The organism is Exiguobacterium sp. ZWU0009 (assembly GCF_000798935.2).
In the GTDB taxonomy this organism is placed as follows: domain Bacteria; phylum Bacillota; class Bacilli; order Exiguobacteriales; family Exiguobacteriaceae; genus Exiguobacterium_A; species Exiguobacterium_A acetylicum.
In genome coordinates, this window is the sequence record NZ_CP018057.1 from 1,364,018 (window position 1) to 1,383,811 (window position 19,794).

Annotated in this window: 22 protein-coding genes and 1 pseudogene; 12 read left to right on the forward strand and 11 right to left on the reverse strand. The window is 44.6% G+C overall.

Going from position 1 to position 19,794, the window contains the following annotated elements:
* The first annotated feature begins 2 nt into the window (after window positions 1-2).
* Window positions 3-269 (forward strand): PTS sugar transporter subunit IIB, encoded by a 267-nt coding sequence (locus L985_RS06990; protein ID WP_047395870.1) that lies wholly within the window; start codon window positions 3-5, stop codon window positions 267-269.
* Window positions 270-301: 32 nt separating this feature from the next.
* Entirely contained in the window at window positions 302-1,564 is a 1,263-nt protein-coding gene (locus L985_RS06995) for a PTS ascorbate transporter subunit IIC (protein WP_047395867.1), read from the forward strand.
* Between the two features lie 709 nt (window positions 1,565-2,273).
* Here the strand turns inward: L985_RS06995 and L985_RS07005 are convergent.
* Window positions 2,274-2,819, reverse strand: coding sequence for a hypothetical protein (locus L985_RS07005; protein ID WP_047395862.1), 546 nt, complete (start codon window positions 2,817-2,819; stop codon window positions 2,274-2,276).
* A gap of 366 nt (window positions 2,820-3,185) precedes the next feature.
* Between L985_RS07005 and nikA the strand changes: the two genes are divergently transcribed.
* Genes nikA through L985_RS07030 form a run of 5 tightly spaced genes read left to right on the forward strand, consistent with a single transcriptional unit; the run spans window position 3,186 to window position 8,189 of the window.
* Complete coding sequence (nikA, locus tag L985_RS07010; protein WP_047395859.1) at window positions 3,186-4,796, forward strand: nickel ABC transporter substrate-binding protein; 1,611 nt, start codon at window positions 3,186-3,188, stop codon at window positions 4,794-4,796.
* A 12-nt stretch (window positions 4,797-4,808) separates the two neighbouring features.
* On the forward strand, window positions 4,809-5,750 hold the full coding sequence (gene nikB / locus L985_RS07015; RefSeq protein WP_047395856.1) for a nickel ABC transporter permease: 942 nt from the start codon (window positions 4,809-4,811) through the stop codon (window positions 5,748-5,750).
* Entirely contained in the window at window positions 5,747-6,592 is an 846-nt protein-coding gene (gene nikC, locus L985_RS07020; protein WP_081834696.1) for a nickel ABC transporter permease subunit NikC, read from the forward strand. Before nikB ends, nikC begins: the two co-directional genes overlap by 4 nt.
* Window positions 6,589-7,395, forward strand: a complete 807-nt coding sequence (locus tag L985_RS07025) for an ABC transporter ATP-binding protein (RefSeq protein ID WP_029341434.1) — start codon at window positions 6,589-6,591, stop codon at window positions 7,393-7,395. The genes nikC and L985_RS07025 overlap by 4 nt, the downstream gene beginning before the upstream one ends.
* The gene (locus tag L985_RS07030) at window positions 7,392-8,189 is read left to right on the forward strand and encodes an ATP-binding cassette domain-containing protein (protein WP_047395853.1); all 798 of its coding nucleotides are present in this window, start codon (window positions 7,392-7,394) and stop codon (window positions 8,187-8,189) included. The genes L985_RS07025 and L985_RS07030 overlap by 4 nt, the downstream gene beginning before the upstream one ends.
* Before the next feature lie 46 nt (window positions 8,190-8,235).
* Here L985_RS07030 and L985_RS07035 read toward each other — a convergent pair whose 3' ends face one another.
* The 3 genes from L985_RS07035 to L985_RS07045 are packed head-to-tail and all read right to left on the reverse strand — an operon-like array spanning window position 8,236 to window position 10,111.
* Entirely contained in the window at window positions 8,236-9,006 is a 771-nt protein-coding gene (locus L985_RS07035; RefSeq protein WP_047395851.1) for an ABC transporter permease subunit, read from the reverse strand.
* Window positions 9,003-9,887 (reverse strand): ABC transporter ATP-binding protein, encoded by an 885-nt coding sequence (locus L985_RS07040; protein WP_047395849.1) that lies wholly within the window; start codon window positions 9,885-9,887, stop codon window positions 9,003-9,005. The genes L985_RS07035 and L985_RS07040 overlap by 4 nt, the downstream gene beginning before the upstream one ends.
* A complete protein-coding gene (locus tag L985_RS07045) occupies window positions 9,884-10,111 on the reverse strand; it encodes a PLDc N-terminal domain-containing protein (RefSeq protein WP_029341438.1) in 228 nt (75 codons plus the stop codon). Before L985_RS07045 ends, L985_RS07040 begins: the two co-directional genes overlap by 4 nt.
* Window positions 10,112-10,308: 197 nt before the next feature.
* Here L985_RS07045 and L985_RS07050 point away from each other — a divergent pair.
* Window positions 10,309-10,660 (forward strand): annotated as a pseudogene (locus L985_RS07050) (cupin).
* A gap of 52 nt (window positions 10,661-10,712) precedes the next feature.
* Here the strand turns inward: L985_RS07050 and L985_RS07055 are convergent.
* Together L985_RS07055 and L985_RS07060 are read right to left on the reverse strand one after the other, a co-directional pair.
* Entirely contained in the window at window positions 10,713-11,798 is a 1,086-nt protein-coding gene (locus L985_RS07055; RefSeq protein ID WP_047395847.1) for a hypothetical protein, read from the reverse strand.
* Between the two features lie 76 nt (window positions 11,799-11,874).
* Window positions 11,875-12,393, reverse strand: coding sequence for a helix-turn-helix domain-containing protein (locus tag L985_RS07060; RefSeq protein ID WP_029341440.1), 519 nt, complete (start codon window positions 12,391-12,393; stop codon window positions 11,875-11,877).
* A 149-nt stretch (window positions 12,394-12,542) separates the two neighbouring features.
* On the opposite strand from L985_RS07060, the gene L985_RS07065 reads away from it, so the two are divergent.
* Complete coding sequence (locus L985_RS07065) at window positions 12,543-12,791, forward strand: hypothetical protein (RefSeq protein WP_235513994.1); 249 nt, start codon at window positions 12,543-12,545, stop codon at window positions 12,789-12,791.
* A 62-nt stretch (window positions 12,792-12,853) separates the two neighbouring features.
* On the opposite strand, the gene solA is transcribed toward L985_RS07065, so the two are convergent.
* From solA to L985_RS07080, 3 genes are all read right to left on the reverse strand, one after another.
* On the reverse strand, window positions 12,854-14,005 hold the full coding sequence (solA, locus tag L985_RS07070; protein ID WP_071908761.1) for an N-methyl-L-tryptophan oxidase: 1,152 nt from the start codon (window positions 14,003-14,005) through the stop codon (window positions 12,854-12,856).
* Between the two features lie 52 nt (window positions 14,006-14,057).
* The gene (locus L985_RS07075; RefSeq protein ID WP_029341443.1) at window positions 14,058-15,803 is read right to left on the reverse strand and encodes a methyl-accepting chemotaxis protein; all 1,746 of its coding nucleotides are present in this window, start codon (window positions 15,801-15,803) and stop codon (window positions 14,058-14,060) included.
* Between the two features lie 483 nt (window positions 15,804-16,286).
* On the reverse strand, window positions 16,287-16,757 hold the full coding sequence (locus L985_RS07080) for a DUF2975 domain-containing protein (protein ID WP_029341444.1): 471 nt from the start codon (window positions 16,755-16,757) through the stop codon (window positions 16,287-16,289).
* 146 nt (window positions 16,758-16,903) lie between these two features.
* Here L985_RS07080 and L985_RS07085 point away from each other — a divergent pair, with 146 nt between their 5' ends.
* The 3 genes from L985_RS07085 to L985_RS07095 all read left to right on the forward strand — a co-directional run bounded on the left by L985_RS07085 (window position 16,904) and on the right by L985_RS07095 (window position 17,851).
* Window positions 16,904-17,128 carry a DUF2188 domain-containing protein gene (locus L985_RS07085; RefSeq protein WP_029341445.1) on the forward strand — a complete coding sequence of 75 codons (225 nt, stop codon included), beginning with the start codon at window positions 16,904-16,906 and terminating at the stop codon, window positions 17,126-17,128.
* Window positions 17,129-17,265: 137 nt separating this feature from the next.
* Window positions 17,266-17,475: a helix-turn-helix transcriptional regulator gene (locus tag L985_RS07090; RefSeq protein WP_047395841.1), complete on the forward strand. Its 210-nt coding sequence runs from the start codon at window positions 17,266-17,268 to the stop codon at window positions 17,473-17,475.
* Window positions 17,468-17,851, forward strand: a complete 384-nt coding sequence (locus tag L985_RS07095) for a hypothetical protein (RefSeq protein WP_029341447.1) — start codon at window positions 17,468-17,470, stop codon at window positions 17,849-17,851. The genes L985_RS07090 and L985_RS07095 overlap by 8 nt, the downstream gene beginning before the upstream one ends.
* Before the next feature lie 298 nt (window positions 17,852-18,149).
* Here the strand turns inward: L985_RS07095 and L985_RS07100 are convergent, their stop codons facing one another.
* Together L985_RS07100 and L985_RS07105 are read right to left on the reverse strand one after the other, a co-directional pair.
* Window positions 18,150-19,064 (reverse strand): hypothetical protein, encoded by a 915-nt coding sequence (locus L985_RS07100; protein ID WP_029341448.1) that lies wholly within the window; start codon window positions 19,062-19,064, stop codon window positions 18,150-18,152.
* Between the two features lie 109 nt (window positions 19,065-19,173).
* Complete coding sequence (locus L985_RS07105; RefSeq protein ID WP_047395833.1) at window positions 19,174-19,725, reverse strand: GNAT family N-acetyltransferase; 552 nt, start codon at window positions 19,723-19,725, stop codon at window positions 19,174-19,176.
* Between the last annotated feature and the right edge of the window lie 69 nt (window positions 19,726-19,794).

A 19,794-nucleotide genomic window follows, 5' to 3' on the forward strand; every position in this document is an offset into this window, starting at 1 on the left:
TCATGAAGAAAATTTTAGTAGTATGTGGAAACGGACTTGGATCAAGTTTTATCATAGAACTTAACGTTAAAAAGGCACTTGAACAAATGGGGAAAGAAGCAGATGTTTCTCATACAGATCTTTCGACTGCACAAACTGAACCTGCTGATATTTATTTAGGTGCAAAAGATATCATTATTTCGCTCGACAACGGTACTCGTGACATTGTTGCTCTTGAAAATGTCATGAATATCGAAGACATTAAGGCACAACTTAGTACGAGACTTTAAGTAACAACACATAACAGAAGGGGGGACTGACCTTGCTTGATTTACTTATGCGAGATATTTTAGGAACGCCAGCAATCTTGCTCGGTATATTTGCTCTTGTTGGATTACTGTTGCAAAAGAAGGATATTGCAACAGTTGTTTCGGGGACACTGAAGACAATCATGGGCTTTATCATTATCGGAGCAGGAGCCGGTGTCATCATCGCAGCACTTGAAATCTTTAGTAAAATGTTCGATCACGCATTCAGCATTCGGGGAATCATTCCAAATAACGAAGCAATCGTAGCAGTTGCTCAAGATGCATTTGGTGTAGAGACTGCAATGATCATGGTGTTCGGAATGGTCATGAACATTGTTTTGGCACGGTTTACACCATTCAAGTACATCTTCTTGACTGGACATCATACGTTATTCATGGCGAGTTTACTTGCAGCAATTCTTTCGGTGTCCGGATTGAGTGGTGTTCTATTAGTTGTTGTAGGATCAGTTCTACTAGGATTATGTATGGTTCTTTTCCCAGCTCTCTTACAACCATTTGTTCGACAAATCACTGGTTCTGATGACTTTGCAGTCGGACATTTTGGTTCTCTTGGATACTTTATTTCTGGAACGATTGGTAAATATGCAGGAAATAAAGAACACTCAACTGAGCAAATTAAGGTGCCCAAACAACTAGGCTTCTTAAGAGATACATCCGTTGCCGTTTCTTTGACGATGACATTACTTTTTGTTGTCGTTGCTCTGTTTGCTGGACCAGGATTTATTGAAAAAGAATTATCGAGTGGTTCGAACTATATCGTCTTCTCCATCATTCAAGCCATTACGTTCGCAGCAGGAGTCTATATCGTACTTGCCGGTGTTCGGATGTTAATTTCTGAAATCGTACCAGCGTTTAAAGGAATTGCGGATAAACTAGTTCCAAATGCCAAACCGGCGCTAGACTGTCCAACAGTTTTCCCATTCGCACCAAACGCGGTCATCATCGGTTTTCTATCAAGTTTTGTAGCTGGATTGATTTCGATGTTCTTCTTACCTTTACTGGGATTGTCAATCATCGTGCCTGGATTAGTACCGCACTTCTTTACAGGTGCTGCTGCTGGCGTATTCGGTAATGCGACTGGCGGAAGACGAGGCGCGATACTTGGCTCATTTGCAAACGGTATTCTGATTAGCTTTTTGCCTGCCTTCCTCTTACCACTGCTCGGCAATCTCGGATTCGAAGGAACGACATTCGGAGATTCTGACTTTGCATTCGTCGGTATTTTAATCAGTTGGATTGTTTCTCTATTTAGCTAAAAGAGTTTAATAATGTAAAGTATCGATATAAAAGTAAGGATTATGTAAAATATCAATTATGTACATGGATAACAAACAATAAAAAAGACCAAACCGTATCTGATTTCTCAGAAACGATTTGGTCTTTTCAACTATTGTGGATTCGGCGTACAACTTGAATGATATCTTTTTTTGAGTATTCAGGGTGTTTAGTACTCAACTTCTCGATGCATGTAACTGGATCATAATCCTGCAAAACGATTTGGGCTTCCCGTTCCAATTCCTTGATTTGCTCGTTATCAGACACCGGTTCTGTAGATGTGAAAGAGGATTGATCACCAAATTGGTTAATGCTGTAGAATATTATCGTGTGTATACTGACGAGTAAGATTTTTGTATAGAGAGATAAAGTGACGGTATTTGAATAAATATCAATCCATAAAAGAATACTTAAGCTCGTCCAAAAATTCACTAAAGCAAAAATAAAATTTGATATCCTCTTATTAAATATTTCGCTGAACAACTGCAAAATTCCGTCAAATAAAAAACTGATAAGCATACTTATTACATAAAAAAACATTAGAAAAAGAATGAGGGAAATTAAAGTTGAGGTTAGTTCATCGTTTAAATAAATGATAAAAATATCAATGAGCAGAACTGGAAGTATTAAAAATAATGTAAACGTTAATAAGGGTAGGATAGAAACGATTCGAGATTTCATAATTTAATTTTACAACAAAAACTTAATAATGAAATCAGCAATTGCATCGGCCCACTTAGCTGGAATTCCAACTTTCATAAATGCTTTAGTTAGACCATACCATGTATAGGCTTCTACTGTTTCGATAGCACTGTTTATTTTACTTCCATATTTTTTTACGGCAGCTCTTAAAGTTTTACTAGGGATAATTTCAACATGATCAAGCATGTATTTTACAACTTTTTTTACTACTGCACCTTTCCATTGGATAGTCATTCCACTTGTAGCTTTTGCATTTACCTGCTTTCCATATCTGAACATTTCTGCATTTGAAATGTTATCCGCTTCTAATATTTTATCAAGTTCACTTCCATTTGTTGAAGAAGCTTGCGAAGAAATACTTTTTAAATCAATGTAGTCTGAACCTTCAATAGAGCTGTTGATTGCAAAAGTGTTTGTTTCTTCCTGGACTTTTAAATCCTCCGAGGCGGATGCGTAATTAGGGGCAAAACTCGCTAAGCTAACTGTACTGACTATTCCTAATAAAGTAATTTTTACTGCTAGATTTTTTTTCATTTGAACCCTCCAAAGTAATGTTTTTAGTAACAATCAAAATCATAATAGTAAAAAAAAGCTAAAACAATACTTGAATATAGATAATTTTTACTGATAAATTTTGCTTATTAATCCAAAGATTATAAAATATATAATTAAAATGTTCTTGAAGAAATTTTTAAATTCCATATTCATTTTTAATATAAAATAACGTTATGAAGATTAAATACATTGGTAATGAAAAAATATACATAATCATTCAACCAATTATTGTATATTAGATCGTTAACTATAAGAAAACATTTACTTATCAAACATTGACAATCTTTCTCTCATCCTCTTACAATTGAAAATGATTATCAATACAAGTTGGGAGTTCTGCCTACCATGAACGTTAACCGTAAAAAATTACTGATTTCTACCGTCTCGATCCTGTCTTTGACATCATTATTGATCGGCTGCTCGAATCCGGGCGAGTCGACAGGAGAACGAAAAGATAAAGATACATTGACGCTCGCGTGGCCACGCGACGTCGGAACGATGAACCCGCACGTCTACAACCCATCACAACTGTTCGCGCAGTCGATGATCTATGAGCCACTCGTCCACTACGGTGAAGGTGGAAAGCTCGAGCCATACTTAGCCTCATCTTGGAAGATCTCTCCGGACGGAAAAACGTATACGTTCACGCTCCGTGACGGCGTCAAGTTCTCAGACGGTTCGACGTTTGACGCAGCGATCGTCAAAAAGAACTTTGACGCGATCCTCAAACAAAAACCCTTACATAGCTGGCTTGGCTTCATCACGAAAATTGAGAAGACGGAAGCCGTTGATGCGAAGACGTTCCGCCTGACATTATCCGAAGCCTATTACCCGACGATTCAGGAACTCGCGGTCGTCCGTCCGGTCCGTTTCCTCGGAGAAGCGGGATTCCCGGAAAACGGCGATACGTCGAAGGGTGTCAAAAAGGAAGTCGGGACAGGTCCGTGGATGCTCGACGAATACAAACCGGATCAGTATGCGACGTTTAAGGTCAATAAGAACTACTGGGGTCCAAAACCGAACATCGATCACATTAAGGTCGACATCATCCCGGATGCGGAGACACGTGTCTTAGCACTCGAAAAAGGACAAGTTGATCTGATTTACGGTGAAGGGGCGATCAGCATCGATGCCTTCAACCAGTTGAAGACGGATAAATCCTACAAGACAGAAATGTCCGAACCAGTCGCGACGCGTCTTCTCGTCTTGAATACGAAAAATAAGCGTCTGTCTGACGAACGCGTCCGCCAGGCGCTCCAGCACGGGTTTGATAAAGCCGCTCTCGTCGAAGGGATCACGTCGGGACTAGAAGCACCAGCTGACTACCTGTTGCCACCAAACATGCCGTACACGTCGAATCTGAAAGTGAAGCAACGGGATCATGACGTCAAGGAAGCGAATCGTCTTCTTGACGAAGCAGGTTGGGAACTGCCGAAAGGCGAGAAGGTCCGCGTCAAGGATGGTCAACCGCTGCAAATCGGGATGATGTATGATGCGGCCGAGCAGGTCCAAAAGGCGATGGCCGAGACGTTACAATCGGAATGGTCGAAAATCGGTGTCGAGCTGAAGACGGAAGCCGTTGAACTACCGGATCAAGTCCAGCGTTTCAAAGATAATCGATTTGATATCAACTTCTATAGCAACTTCGGTGCACCGTACGATCCGCATACGTTCGTGAACCTGATTGATACAGATGGCTTCGGCTTCAAAGAAGCGATTTCGGCTTATCCGAATAAAGAACAACTGTTGCAAGAGATCAAAGATGTCTTGAAGACGACAGACGAAACGAAGCGTCAGAAGATGTACGCTGACATTCTGCCATCGCTCCAAGATCAAGGTGCGTTGATTCCAATCTCGTACTTGAAGAAGATGGCGATTTATCAATCGGACGTGACAAACTTCCAGTTCCCGGCGAACCGGGACGAAAGTCCATTTGCTCGGATCGGAATTAAGTAAAGGAGGGATGACATGGGGGTCTTCCTCGTCAAACGCATATTATCCGTCATCCCGATCTTGTTACTGGCTGTTTTGATTTTGACCGGATTGATTCATTTGTCACCGGTTGATCCGGCAGAGGCTTATCTGTCCGCTTCCCATATCCAGCCGACGGATGAACTGCTCGCTGCAAAACGAGCAGAATTCGGGCTTGATCAACCGTTCTATCAACAATACTTCGATGCCGTCATCCGCTTGGCACAGCTCGATTTCGGAACATCGTATCTTTCTGGAAAACCAGTCCTAGAAGATGTCTTGCTCCGCTTACCACCGACGGTCGAGCTGGCAGTGACGAGTCTGCTGCTAGCACTCGTCGTCAGTATCCCGCTCGGGTTCCTTGCTGGGATCAAGAAGAATGGTTTCTTTGACCATCTCAGTCGAGGGATCGCCTTCATTGGTGCCTCGATTCCGTCGTTTTGGCTCGGGTATCTGTTCATCTTCTTCTTTGCCGTCCAGCTGGATTGGTTCCCAGTCGGCGGAACGGGAAGTGTGATGCACTTGATCTTACCGGCATTGACACTCGCCTTTCCGTTGATTGCCTTGTATACACGATTGCTCCGTGGCAGTGTGATTGAAGCATTGAATGAACCGTACGTCTTGTTTGCCCGAACACGTGGCTTAAAGGAAGGACGGATTCTTGGGAAACACGTTCTCCGGATGGCGATTCCACCGATGATCACGGGTCTTGGGATGAACCTTGGGAAGTTGCTGACGGGAACGATTATCGTCGAAACCGTCTTCTCGTGGCCAGGCTTCGGTCGCTACTTCATTGAAGCAATCTTTGATCGGGATATGCCGGTCATCCAAGGCTACGTCTTTCTCGCGGCCCTCGTCTTCATCGGTAGCAGTTTGCTCGTCGACATCATTCAAGCCGTGCTCGATCCACGCCTAGCGAAAAAAGGAGGGACGGTATGAATACTCCACTTCCAGCAACGATGATCCGGTCGCGGTATACACCGCTTCTTTATCTTTGTGCATTCGTCTTAATCGGGATGGCAGGCATTGCTTTGTTTGCGCCATGGATTGCGCCGCATGATCCGAACCTCGTCGACTTGACGCAAAAGCTTCATGGGCCGTCGTCAGCCTATCCGCTCGGAACCGACCAGCTCGGACGCTGCATCTTGTCGCGCTTGATTTACGGCGCGCGGATCTCACTCGGTTGCGCCGTGTTGATTTTCATCGCCTCACTTGCGATCGGACTGTTTGTCGGAACACTAGCCGGCTATCGTGGCGGTTGGGTCGACCAACTCTTGATGCGTCTGTGTGACGGTGTGATGGCATTTCCGAGTCTGATTCTCGTCCTCGGCCTCGTCGGTATCTTCGGTCCAGGACTCAAGCAGGTCATCATCGCCTTGATGCTCGTCCAGTGGGTCTACTACGCGCGAATGTTTCGCGGGATGGTCATGACGTTGAAGACAGAAGCGTTCATCGCCGCTGCTCGCGTCAACGGTTCGTCTTCGTGGAAAATCATCCGGACGCACATCCTGCCGAACATCTTACCACCGCTGCTCGTCATCGGGACGCTTGAGATGGGCTGGGCGATCATGGATATCTCGGCGATGTCGTTCCTCGGGCTTGGTGTCCAGTCACCAACTGCCGAGTGGGGGGCAATGATTCACGAAGGAAAATCGTACATTCGGACGAATCCGGAATTGATGATTTATCCGGGACTTGCGATCATGCTCGTCATCATCAGCTTTAACCTAGTAGGAGAACAGTTAGCAGAACGACTCGGTGTGTCGAAAACGATGAAATGAGAGGAGGTGCCCGTATCGAACCGATTTTAGCTGTCGACGGTCTGACCGTCCGTACGAAACAACAAGTGACACTGATTGAAGAGGTATCATTCTCGATTCAACCAGGTCGGATCCTCGGTCTTGTCGGAGAGAGTGGTTGTGGGAAGACGGTGACGAGTCTCGCTTTGATGCGTCTGCTCAATCCGCAGACGACAGACGTCACCGGTGACATCCAACTGAATGGCAGATCAATCATGTCTCTATCCGAACGAACCGTCCGAACGATTCGAGGCGGTGAAATTGCGTTCATCATGCAAAATCCGATGAGTGCCTTCACACCGGTCTATTCGATCGGGCACCAGATGATCGAGACGATTCAGACCCATTCACGTTGTTCAAAACGTGAAGCGAAACAACAAGCGATGACGGCACTCGAAGAAGTCAATCTGACGGATGCCGCCCGGTTGCTCAAAGCTTATCCGTTCGAACTGAGTGGCGGTATGTTGCAACGGATCATGATCGCCTTAGCCGTTGCCCTGCGCCCAAGCGTCTTGATTGCCGACGAACCGACGACGGCACTCGATGTCTTCAATCAGAAGACGGTTCTTGAATTACTCGAACGGATGCGGGCGACTTACGGAACGGCGATGTTACTCATCTCGCATGATCTCGGTGTGATCGCTGAACTTGCAGACGATGTCCTCGTCATGCAGCAAGGACGGATCGTTGAGCAAGCAGATGTTTTTGAATTATTTGATCGACCGCAACATCCGTATACACAGTCACTTCTTGCACAGCATCTAGGAAGGGAGGCGTTCGGATGAGTCTCTTGCAGATCGATCAAGTCTCACACGTCTATAAACGCCGGTTTCAACCAGCAAAGACTGTCTTACACGATGTCTCATTGACGCTTGAAGCGGGACGCTGTCTCGGCTTGCTCGGGTCGAGTGGTGCCGGGAAAAGTACGCTCGGACGATTGTTGCTCGGACTCGAACGCCCAACGACCGGAACGATTTGGTTCAATGGTGTCGATCGCCACGCGACAAAACGACCATTTCAAGGTGACGTCCAAGTCGTCTTTCAGGATTCCTTCGCCGCCGTCAATCCGAAGCTGACGGCTGCCGATATCATCGCCGAACCGCTTGATAACTTTATTCGTTTAAAGGGTGAAGCACGGCAACAGCGTCTCGTCACGCTTATCGAACAAGTCGGGCTCAAGGCGACGGATCTGACAAAATATCCGGCGCAGTTCAGTGGTGGGCAACTGCAGCGAATCGCGATTGCGCGAGCGATTGCTGCTGAACCACGTCTGATCGTTTTAGACGAAGCAGTCAGTAGCCTCGACATGGTCAACAAACGATTGATTCTCGCATTGCTAGCTGACTTGAAACGTCTACACGGTCTAACATATGTCTTCATCACGCATGACATTAAAGCTGCCGAGCAACTTTGCGACAGCTTCGCGATCTTAGAGCAAGGACGCCTCGTCGGGCATTATCCGAGTCTAGTTGCATTTGATGCTGCGACGGATCCTGCCGTTGAACGGATGCGCCAAGCAAAGCTTGCCGTGCATCCAAGGCAACGAACGATTCGAAAGACACAATCAAACAAAGGATAACGGACTGCTGAACGGCTCCGTTATCCTTTTTAGTTGTAGAGCCGGATTAGTAAGGCGTTTTTCGAAACCGAAGTGCAGACCAGCTAAGTGTTAGGGCAATCCAAACGAGACAAGAAGCGACACCGATTAGATGGGACGAAGAAAAAAACGACGTGTTCGATGGAAGCGACAGAAGCGCACCAGGCGTGAAAAATAATACATCTGGCATTAGCGAAGGTAGTGCAACTAGTAGTAAGGAAACGACGAGCGACAGGATGCCAATCGGAACAGCGCGTTGCAATAAGGTGCTGATCAGTAGTGTCAGACTGACGACGAATAACATCCAAAGACTAAAATCGAGGATGATGCGTAGCGCAAGCATCAGTGAGAGAGATCCGAACCAATAGACGGTCAGACAATAGGACGTGAGTGCGCCAATCAAAATCCCGAATAGACTGATCATCCCGTGACTGAACCATTTCGACAGCAGATAAACATTCCGGGAGACAGGGCGCGTCAGAATGAAATCCTGCATGCCAGTTTGTCGGTCTGATGCGAGCAGTCCCATGAAGCTCATGATCAGGACAATCAAGCCGAGCTGATTGAACTGTCCGTGAATCGTTGCGCTGAAAACGTCAAGCGGTTGTGGAGTAGGACGATTCGGATCGACGATGATTCCGTCCGCATTTCCGACATGTGCAAGCAAGACATCCATGTACATCAACAGTAATGGTTGGGTCACGCCGAGGGCAATGAAGAATAGCGGTAACCAGACGATCTTCCATTCTTTCCACGCCTCCAACCACTCGGTCAGCGTCAGTGTATAAAACGTCCTCATACGTCCGCCACCATGTCGAGAAACCGTTCCTCGAGTCCGATCGGTTGATAGGCAATCGAAGCAATCGACCATCCCTGTTGAATCAGAGTGGTCGCTAACTGCGAGAGAACAAGCGGCTGCTGCGCGGAGAACTGATAGCAGCACGGGTTGATTCGATCAATCTCGACTTGTGGAAATAGGGTCGAAGAAAATGAAGGAACAGGGAGGAGCGTCTCGACTTGAATCCGGTATTGATTCACGTTGCGTTGATTGTCGAGTGGCCCTAGCAATTTTCCGTGTTTGATGACGAGGAAGCGGTCGCAACACATCTTCGCGTCCTCTAACAAGTGCGTCGAGACGATGATCGTCATTCGTTTTTTTAGACGGAGAATCAACTGATTGATATCATGTCGACCACTCGGATCAAGTGCGGAAGCCGGTTCGTCGAGAATCAGAAATGTCGGTTCATGTAAGATCGCTTGGGCGATCCCGAGACGTTGGCGCATACCGCCGGACAAACGCTCGATGACTTCTGCTTGTTGATCGTGGAGTCCAACTTCATTTAGAACGTCCGGAATCCGCTTATTTAACGTTGCGCGATCGAGACCTGACAAGCGACCGAAAAAACGTAATGATTGTTCGCACGTCATCCAAGGCTTAAAGTCGGTCTGTTGTGATAAGTAGCCGATCGATTGCTGGTGTTGACGGATGGAGCGCGAAGACATCGTGATGGAACCACGGTCACTCTCGATCATGCCGCTCAGACATTTCAGGAGTGTCGTCTTTCCGGCACCATTCGGACCAATCAGTCCAAGACATTCATGTTCGTGAATCGTAAAGGAAATATCGTCTAGGATAAGACGTCGTTGAAGTGAAAGCTGGAGATGAGAAATTTGAATCATGCTGTCATCCTCCTTCCGAGGACGAAGTAGATAATCGAGCCAATCGGCTGGACGAGGAGAATGATCAATAACCAAGTAGTCGGTGTCGCGATCCTGTCCTTCCGTCTAAACCAATCGATACAGGCGCAGCTGAGTAGAATCAGGTTGATGGAGATGTAAATCAATAATAGGGGCAGGAATCGTTCCCAGTCGATGTGTGATAAGGCAGAGAAATCTGTGTTCATGAAAAACCCTCCTTTTCTATTACCATTATCAATAATGAAAATAGAAAAGTCAATGCCATGGACGAATCATCGTTAGTTCTCAATCAGTTAGAGCTATGATAAACTTCTCTTATCAAAATTTTCCAAATGAGATTTGAATCAAATAGTTTAAATGAAAGACGAACTATCAAACGAATCATGATTTTAAGGAGACTTATATGCAGATTTATCAATTCAAAAAAGAGGTTGGTAAGAAGATCACGAAATTTGATTCGAACTTTGTGATGTCGCGAATCATGCAAACTGAAAAAGTGACGCACATCGGATGCATCCATTTAGAGAAAGGATGGCGTGGTCGGTTATCACCAGGCTGTCGTGCCGCAACTTCTATTAATTGTAGAGGGTGAGGGCTTTGTAAGAGGGGAAACGGATGACTACATAAATGTTCAGTGTGGGGAAGTCGTGTTTTGGAAACAAGGAGAATGGCACGAAACGAAGACGGATACGGGTTTAACAGCGATCATGATTGAAAGTGAGTCACTGGATACATCATTTCTCGTTTCCGTATAACGAAACCAATCGCGATACATAAAGAGGCTGACTTATGCGTCAGCCTCTATTCTTATTCAGTACACCATTTTTCTAATTCTTCGAGGCATAAATGTAACCGAGCAGTGATCATTTCTCGATTCCCCATCTGTTGCGTTGTTTTATGAGTGAGTTGAGGCTGATGTAGAATGTCGTAGTGCTCATAAGCTTCTTGCAATACCCATAATGTATACTCATCCAGTAATCGTCGAGTTTGAATGGTGAGTTTGTCTCCAACCACGTTAGAGCAATATCCACTTATGAATCCATCAGCTATTTTGTTAAGAACATAACTTTTTTCTTTATACGCTTGATTTATGTATCGTGGAGCATTTGAAAAGGCTGGTAACAAAAAATTGTAACAAAAAACAAAGTAAGCTGCATATTTCAAATCAAAGTCCAATCTTGGAAACGGGTCAATGATTGCAATGTGTTCATCACTTAAAATTAAATTTTCTGGTGTTACATCTTGATTCACGAGAGAGATGTTTTGAACCTGAGTTCGTCTATTTTCAATTAAAGCATGAATATGTTTACCGACTTTTTCTTTATCAAAGCAAAGACTAGAGTGAATGAGAGCATTTAAGGCGGTTAAGACGTGGTCATTTTCTTCCTGCCATAATTCATCCCTGTTTTTTGAATCGCTACCTCGTAAAGTTTCCCCTTGCCAGTGCAGTTCCCCGAAACCTGCAATAGAGGTTTTCTGGTTGTGTATACGATGAAAAATTCGCCCTAATTTCGTACCGTAAGAATGGGTCTGATCCTGATTGAGTAACAATAGGTCTGTTCCGTTTCCCATGAACGTTTCTACTGTAAACACCAAGTCTTTCTCTATAAAATACTGATAAAAGTTAGGGCAAACGTTTTGATTACTTTTATTGGCGTGTAGATAATAAGCTTTCGTTGACTCATACTCTGTCATTAACTCTTGTTCATCAATTTGTTGCAACTCCCCATAAGCCTCATTCTTTTTTATGCGAATCACAAGGTCTTGATCATCTACTCTCTTTAACTTATATACAGTGTGCCAAGCTCCTTCACCAATCTTTAGAATCTGTTCTGCTTTTACGTTCAACGTATCCAGCACAATTGCATCAAGATTTTCTTTGATCCGTTTCATGGGGTCTATTTTCTCTCCCTCGCAATGTTGTCTCGTTTCATTTTGGTGAAAATACGCTTCTAGAAACGGAGCGTGTTTACGGCAAGATGACGAGTGAGACGGTCCGTTCAGTTGCCTGGTCTTCTGTCTCTAGGTGATGATATTTTTCGAGCAGTGCCCGCATGTCCTGTTGAAAATCATTGAAGGTTTCATCCGTCAGGTGCAATTTCGCGATCGAGAACGTCGAGTGGTCCTGACCTTGCGTTTGAACGGTCTGTTCGAAGTACGTCTGGTACTGCTGCAAGACGTACATGAAGTAGAACGAGACGAAGTTCACTTTTTCATCGTACGTTGCACTGTTCCAGTCTGCTTCGCTGATTTGATAGCCGCTTGTGTTCAAGGCATAGATCTTCTCTTCGACTTTTCCAACACGCTGGACGGCGACGACCTTCAACAACTGATCGTCCATCATCGCATTGACTTGCCGGTACAAAGTAGACTGCGGTACATCCGTTAAACGTTGATTCAGTTGCATGATTGATAAGCCGTCTTCGAGATCAATCAATTCGAGCGCAATCTTAAACCGGACATGATTTTTGAATAAGTTAAAGTTCACGTCGTGTCCCACTCCTTCATCCAATCGTTTCTAAAACTATCTTATCATGCTTTTGGAAACATTCTTAAAAATGATAATGAAAAAAGAGGAAATAAAAAGTGAATAGGGAATAGTCTATAATGACACTAATTGGTAAAGGAGCGTTTATTATGAAAGATTCAAACTATCGCTATGGTACATATGCACTCATTACAAGCTTTTTCTTATTTTTCTTTGTTCAGATGTTCCGAGCATATGTGGAATTATCACCGGAATTTGCTGGCGAAGCACTTGAAGAATATCACTTGATGTACTTCCCAATCATTGCTTTAGTCGTCGGACTCGTCCTATTCATCAACGGCTGGTGGAAATCGACGGAAGCGCAGCATAAAGCCTTATCGAATACAGAGCAAAAATAATATATGCACATCAAAAGACCGACAACGAATTTTCGTTGCCGGTCTTTATCGTTTCATATGCCTTATTTCGCAAAACGCTTAATCGCGAAAGGTCCGATCGGTTCAGTCGTCGATCGTTCCATGATCAATTCACTGAGTACTTTTCCGACTAAGCTGCTGAACTTGAATCCATGACCGGAAAAGCCGGCGGCGATCGCGATGTGCGGATAGTCCGGATGCAAATCGATGATGAAGTCCTCATCTGGCGTCATCGTATAGAGACACGTTTTGCCGTGAGCTAAAGTTTCGATCGAGGGCATGAACGTATTCGTGAACTGTCGTAAATCAGCCAGATCACCAGTCTCTTGACCGAATGGACGGCGTGGTTGATTCGGATCAACGGGAATCCCACCGTCGTGGCGTCCGATTTTCAGACCAGTTTGAGCGATGCTTGGAAAACCGTAATAATAACCGGCGGGTGTATCAAAAGCGAAGGCAGGGAACACCGCGTCATTAAATACCTCTTCCGCTGCTTCGAACCAGGCGAACGTCTTGCGGACCGGTCGCAGCGGTAAGGAGAGTCCAGTCTGTTCCAGTAACGGACCAGACCAGGCACCAGCTGCGACGATCAACGCGTCAGCCGAATAGGTGTCTGATCCGACGGTCACGTCAACGCCAGTGGCGTGGGCAGTGAGCGTCGTCACTTTCGCATTCGTCCGAATGTCGATGCCGTTCGCGACAGCAAGATCGCGATACGCTTCAATACAATCCTCGCACTTCAATACACCAGACGTCGGTTCAAAACAGCAGATATAATCGTTGGACATCGTTAAGCCGGACCAGCGGGTTCTAACTTCCTCAGCCGTCAGGACCTCGAGCGGCAAATCGTATTGTGCTGCACTCCTGATGATCGTTTGCATCGAACGGGACGAACGGTGACCAGCGTTTAAGACTCCCGTGTTCAGGAATAGACTTCGGCCGCTGATCTGTTCTAACTCATACCATAAGCGTTGCGCGGCTAATGCCAGTGGTACGTAGGCTTCACCTTCACCGTAGGCATGGCGAATGATCCGAGTCTCCCCGTGATGGCTCGCCTGATCATGCGGTGGATTGTGGGCATCTAACAATAGGATTTTTTGATCGGTTCGTGAAAGATAGTAGCCGGCTGCCATCCCCATAGAACCGGCACCGACGATGATGACATCATAATGGGACATCTGGTTCGACTCCTTCATATGTAAGTTCACACCAGTATAGAGTGAGAACCTAGAAATGACAAATGAAAGATTAAATCTCGAAGCGACGGGCTTCCTGTTCTAAGTGTTCTGTCCGCTCGTTCAAATCACCGACGAGTGTATGCAGCGTCGTAATCGTCGCAATCATTTGTTCAGACGCAGCGGCAACTTCCTCATTACTCGCTGTATGTTCTTCCGCGACAGCGGCAATTTCCGTCAAGGCATTACGGATGAATCGTTCTGCCTGCAAGACGTCTTCCATCTGTTGCGTCATCTGTTGTGTTGCTGACGAGACGTGCGTGACTTGATCGGTCAACCGTTCGAACGTCGTATCCGTATCGAGGACGATTTGTTCACCGGCTGCTGTTGCTTCGACCGTCGTCTTGAAGCTGTGTTGCATCTGTTGCGCACTGGCTTCGATCGACGTGACAATCGTTGCGATTTCACTGACACTGCTAGCGACGTGGCTTGAGAGATTCTTGACCTCGGTCGCGACGACGGCGAATCCTTTTCCTTGTTCACCAGCGCGTGCCGCTTCGATCGCGGCATTGAGGGCGAGTAGATTCGTCTGTTCGGAAATACCGCGGATGATGCCGACGAGAGTTTGGATATCTGATGATTGCTGTTTCAGTAGATCAATCTGTTCAGCAGACTGCGTGACGTGCTGATGAATGTGGCGCATCTGTTCGACGGAAGCGGACATTTGATCCCGTCCGACTCGTGTCAGTGTTGCCATCTGCTCCGTCGTTCCTTGAATTTCAATACCAGACTGATTCGTCGTCTCGATCAATGCTGCGAACCGATTCATCTCGTCATTCAACGAAAGCGTGACTTGCGTCTGACTTTCGGTCCCGGTCGCGATTTCCGACATCGTATGAGCGATTTGTTCGGACCCGTCGAGTACTTCTGATGTACTTTGATCAATCGATTGACTCGTCGTCGAGACGAGAGTGGCTGTCTGTTTGATATCAACGATCATCGTCCGTAACATCTCGTTCATATCACGAATCGAGATGGCAAGCGCATAGATTTCGTCTCTCGAAGAAATCGTCAAATCGGTCAACGTCTGTTTTGCCTGATCGAGTCGTCCCTCGGCAATCAAGGCAGCGACTTTCTGTAACGTCTCGAGCGGACGTAATTTTCGACCGAGTACGATGTAGAGCAAGACGAGTGTGATCGTTAACAGAAGAAGTAAAAGTCCAATGAAAATCGGTGCATTTTGTTTTAATAATTCTGTTGTGAGGGCATCGATTTCCTTCGCAGCGATGTCGACGCCAAGAATTCCGATGATTTGACCAGACGCATCCTTTAACGGAACGTAGACACTCATATACTGTCCATATGCAGGATCATCAATGATGTCCGTCGCGTGTGTTCCACCATTTAATACGTCCTTCATGTCAGTAACTTTTGCGCCACTCGCCGGTTCATTAATCTTTGCGGCATCTTTCTTAGGGAGACCGTCAATCAGCAAACGGACCTTGTTTTGGTCGATGCGTGCTGTGTATGTATACAAGAGTCCGTTTTGTTTACGTAAGGTATCAAGTTGATTCCGTAGGGTTTCATACTGCTCGGACGCGACAGGCGATTGTAGGAATTCGCTATAAGCCACTGTGTCGAATGTTTTGCTGATGCGAAGCGCGTCTTTTTCGGCGGTCGCTTTCAGCGTTGAGACCGCAGTTTGTTTCGTATTGAAGTATAAGGCCAGACTACTAAAAACAAAAAAGGCAATCAAAATCAAACTGATCATTACTAAAAGACGTGTTCGGATGGAATGGTTCTTGGTTGTGTTTTTCACATGCAACCGTCCTTTCAACTCATATTTTCTATCTGTAACTCATTTATCGGTCGTTAAAATACATATTAAACAGGACTTTTTGAGGATTTTTTTATAAAAGGTCGTAAGAAAAACCGTTTTTTCTTAAAAAAGGATTTATTAAGAATGATTCAGGGCACATATTAGATAGAAAAAAATACAAGTTGAGGGAAGAGGGATTGAGATGGAAAGTGAAGTCGATCATCGAATCAAGGCAAGACATGTATATGAAAATGAATTACGAAGACACGCGGTCAGCACAAAAAAAACTACATTTCGATTGATGACATGTCTACGTTGCCAATCGAAGATTCTGTTGAAACAGGGACATCAGGATAGCCATCAATGTGACGCGAACTAAAAAATCCCGCTCTTAGGAGCGAGATTGAACAAAGTGTTAGGTAGGAAAAGCAACGGCTAGAATGACAAAAACAATCATGAGCACTTGTTTTTCGGTCATTCAAGTTAGGATTTCATAGGCAACACATAGCGTATTAATAATTGTTGGATACAGGCAAGTAGCGTTCCGATTGTCAACGGAGCAAGAATCAAACCCATTCCGATGATAATCAGACCAGGCGCGTCGTCAATCTGACCAATATAGAAAAAGACGGGAAAGAGACATGCCGTTAAAATAGCAACGATATAAAAAGACAATTTCATCGATTGAATGGAAGCAGTGATGAGTGGAAAAGCCGGAGGAGCCATCGACATATATCGAAGGATGCGGAGCGCATGGAATAAAATCAAAAGAGTCGGGATGAAGATAAGGTATGCGGTCAATAGAACACTGTAGCCAGGTCGCTCGAGTAACAAGTTTTTCGTGATACCATGCCAGACAAGTGGGATACCAAGACCAGCTAAACCGAACAGACTGAAGATGATACCGAAGACGATAAAGCGTAAAAACCGAACTTGCCAGACGAAATGATTCACGATATCAACTCCTTTCGAGGCAACAAACGTTTCTTTTAGTATACTGCATCTCCCGAGAGGCTAGTAGAAAATTCAAGTGAAGAGGCAACCGCACTTTAAAATAGTGTCATGAAGATGAAATAGATTAAGGAAATGGAGGTCACGTGATGAAGCGAGAGCAACATGTCACGCCGCATCCAAAAGGTGGCTATCAAGTGAAAGCTGCCGGTGCGACTCGAGCAACCAAACGATTCGCTACACAGAAAGAAGCGATTGCAGAAGGGCGTCGCATTGCGAAAAGTCAGAAGACAGAGCTCGTCATTCATAACAAAGAAGGGCAGATTCGGGAAAAAGATTCCTACGGACATGATCCATTTCCACCACGAGGTTGAGCAATCATATACGACACGTTCTGATCATGAGAGCGTGTCTTTTTAATGATTTTTATGTCAAAAGTTTTTGACATGATGATGGAAGTTCATTACAGTAGAGATGTAAAAAGAATTTGACACGTCGTGGAGGAATGAACATGAGAAACCACATCAAGGAGCGACGTCTAGCGGCAAAATTATCGCAACAAGAACTGGCTGATCGTTGTCATGTCAGTCGGCAGACGATTAATGCGATTGAAAACAACAAGTATGATCCGACTTTACAATTAGCGTTTAATATCGCCAAAGTCTTACGGACAAAAGTCGATCATCTGTTCATTTCAGAACAGGAGGAATGGGATGTCTAAGAAAAAAACGGTTTTATTTTTAGTAACGCTCGTGATACTTGCGAGTCTTACAGTCATCAGTATGATCATCGAAAACAACGTAACGTTCTTCTCGATTGTTCAATTGGCGATTCTGTTGATCATGTTCTTCTCGTATTTTACGTGGGCGCGGACGACGGAGGACGAGCGTCCGGTACCTGATGACGAACTTGGAGAAAAGATTACGATGGAGAGCGGGCTCGTTAGCTACAAAATTCTGATTGTCCTGATTTTTGGATTCATCTGTCTCGATTACTTTTTACATGAATCAGCGAATCTGTTATTGATCGTTTTGTTCGCGATTGCTTTAGTTACACTACCAATCATTGAGTTTATGAAAGCACGTTCCTATCGATGAAGCGGTTTGGAACGGAAAGGAGTAAAGCATGGACGAACAACGATACTGACTTCACTTCCGATGGTACACCTACTATATTATCTGGAATGTGCCTGCTGCACCATGCACGAAAAGCGATTGAGCTCGCTCCACTAGGTGTTGCTTATTATGAATTTATCTTGTTTTTTGAGGGCAATCCCATGTCTATCTGTTTAAAGAAGAAATAACTTATACCCACAAACGAATCAAAGAATTGCATAAATGATGAAAAAAATACCTAGATGAGATGACTAATAATCTCTTCTAGGTATTTTTTTTATTATTTTGTCAGTACAGGTGAAATCAATGTAGTAACTGTACTGTTTCCTTCTGCAGTTACACGAAGATTCGCCACACCCGTGACATCAATATCAAAGTCTATTTCATCCGCGCCATATACAACATCATAGCGACCGAGTTCTTTTCCGTTATTGTCGGAGAATACAAGTGTCATTTCATCTTCTGGACTCGCATAGTTCAAGTCACTCGAACTTTTTGTCAAAGCTTGTTCAGTCAAAAGGGACAGTTGACCAGATAATTTTTTATATTTTCGATCAAGACTAAAAGTAGCATATTCATCATTGAAGAACCCTGATAAGATTACGTTTTGATTATTTAGTTTACCATTCGCTAAAATGGATTGATTTTTTTCAATCGATTCAAACGATGAAGAGGCGATATGGATCGATGAAAGTGATGTACCTGAAAGTGGTGTTCCGACTTCATAAGCGGTGGAAGTCTCGATTAGAGGTAATCCTGAAAGGTCTGCTAACAATTGTAATGGTACGTATGGCGTTTTACCAAGCATCAACAAACTTTCTGTATTTTTGTACTTACCAGTTACGACTGCTCCGTCTGTGACAAGTGATTTTGAAGATGCGAGAAGGCGATACCCAGTCGAAAGCTCTTTGATCTTCTTTTTGTTCCCTTCGTTCTCGATTTGAAGATTCTTGTACTTAGTATCAAGTGATTTATAAGACTTTGAGAGGCTCGTGTGCTGTCCTTGTAACGTCTTATAAGCGTTTTCCGACTTCTTTGTTTTTTTCTTTTCGTCGGCTAGTTGTTTTTGGAGTGCTGCTTTTTCCTTTTTCAGTTTAGCCACTTCTTTTGAACTTGAACTTGCTTCAACGATTGATGTCTGCATGACACCGAATGCTAATGATGATACAAGACCTGCTGCGATCCATTTCTTCAAGATGGTTCCCCCTTAAATGACAAAAATGATTTCTTACACCTAACAGTATATTCCAATATCACCTTTTTAGATTTCAATCATTTTGAAATGAAGGGAATGTTTTTATAGATTAAATTTGAAACCAATCACCTCGCAATATCGAGTACATATACAAATCATCGAATTGTCCACGCGTTTTCTCATATTGACGAAGCAACCCTTCACGCTGGAATCCGAGCCGTTCAAGCAATCGTTGCGAAGCGGTGTTTGCTGGTAGGACAAGTGCTTCGATCCGGTTGAGCGAAAGTTCTGTAAAGCCATATTCGATGACCGCAAGCGATGCTTCCTTCGCGATGCCTTGTCCCTGATAGGCAGGGCTCAACTCAAACCCAAGTTCTGCCCGCTGATGGCGTTCCGCTTGATTCAAGAAACCGCAACTGCCGATGATGACATCGTCTTCTTGTAATGCGATCCCGAACCGGATACCCGTTCCATCTCGACGAATTGAGGCATACCAGTCAATCTCTTCAAGCGCGTCTGCTTCTGATTGAAAGGCGGCGAGTCCCATCTGTTTGACGACGTGTTCGTCTGATAAATAGGCTAGGACACTCGTAGCATCTTCGGGTAACACTTCGCGTAAGACGAGACGATCCGTTTTAAGCGTTGGGAAAGTATGTAACATTCAAAAAACTCCTTTGCAAGAAAATGTAAAAAGTTATTGTGCAGTGTTTAAGGCATATGGTAAGATTCT

Excerpts from the sequence above, each read along its gene's own strand:
- L985_RS07105 (WP_047395833.1), bottom strand. The coding sequence starts at position 19,725 with ATGTTACATACTTTCCCAACGCTTAAAACGGATCGTCTCGTCTTACGC.
- nikA (WP_047395859.1), top strand. The coding sequence starts at position 3,186 with ATGAACGTTAACCGTAAAAAATTACTGATTTCTACCGTCTCGATCCTG.
- L985_RS07040 (WP_047395849.1), bottom strand. The coding sequence starts at position 9,887 with ATGATTCAAATTTCTCATCTCCAGCTTTCACTTCAACGACGTCTTATC.
- L985_RS06990 (WP_047395870.1), top strand. The coding sequence starts at position 3 with ATGAAGAAAATTTTAGTAGTATGTGGAAACGGACTTGGATCAAGTTTT.
- solA (WP_071908761.1), bottom strand. The coding sequence starts at position 14,005 with ATGAAGGAGTCGAACCAGATGTCCCATTATGATGTCATCATCGTCGGT.
- L985_RS07045 (WP_029341438.1), bottom strand. The coding sequence starts at position 10,111 with ATGAACACAGATTTCTCTGCCTTATCACACATCGACTGGGAACGATTC.
- L985_RS07025 (WP_029341434.1), top strand. The coding sequence starts at position 6,589 with ATGAGAGGAGGTGCCCGTATCGAACCGATTTTAGCTGTCGACGGTCTG.
- L985_RS07055 (WP_047395847.1), bottom strand. The coding sequence starts at position 11,798 with ATGAAACGGATCAAAGAAAATCTTGATGCAATTGTGCTGGATACGTTG.
- L985_RS07065 (WP_235513994.1), top strand. The coding sequence starts at position 12,543 with ATGAAAGATTCAAACTATCGCTATGGTACATATGCACTCATTACAAGC.
- L985_RS07090 (WP_047395841.1), top strand. The coding sequence starts at position 17,266 with ATGAGAAACCACATCAAGGAGCGACGTCTAGCGGCAAAATTATCGCAA.
- nikB (WP_047395856.1), top strand. The coding sequence starts at position 4,809 with ATGGGGGTCTTCCTCGTCAAACGCATATTATCCGTCATCCCGATCTTG.
- L985_RS07085 (WP_029341445.1), top strand. The coding sequence starts at position 16,904 with ATGAAGCGAGAGCAACATGTCACGCCGCATCCAAAAGGTGGCTATCAA.
- L985_RS07005 (WP_047395862.1), bottom strand. The coding sequence starts at position 2,819 with ATGAAAAAAAATCTAGCAGTAAAAATTACTTTATTAGGAATAGTCAGT.
- nikC (WP_081834696.1), top strand. The coding sequence starts at position 5,747 with ATGAATACTCCACTTCCAGCAACGATGATCCGGTCGCGGTATACACCG.
- L985_RS07095 (WP_029341447.1), top strand. The coding sequence starts at position 17,468 with ATGTCTAAGAAAAAAACGGTTTTATTTTTAGTAACGCTCGTGATACTT.
- L985_RS07030 (WP_047395853.1), top strand. The coding sequence starts at position 7,392 with ATGAGTCTCTTGCAGATCGATCAAGTCTCACACGTCTATAAACGCCGG.
- L985_RS07035 (WP_047395851.1), bottom strand. The coding sequence starts at position 9,006 with ATGAGGACGTTTTATACACTGACGCTGACCGAGTGGTTGGAGGCGTGG.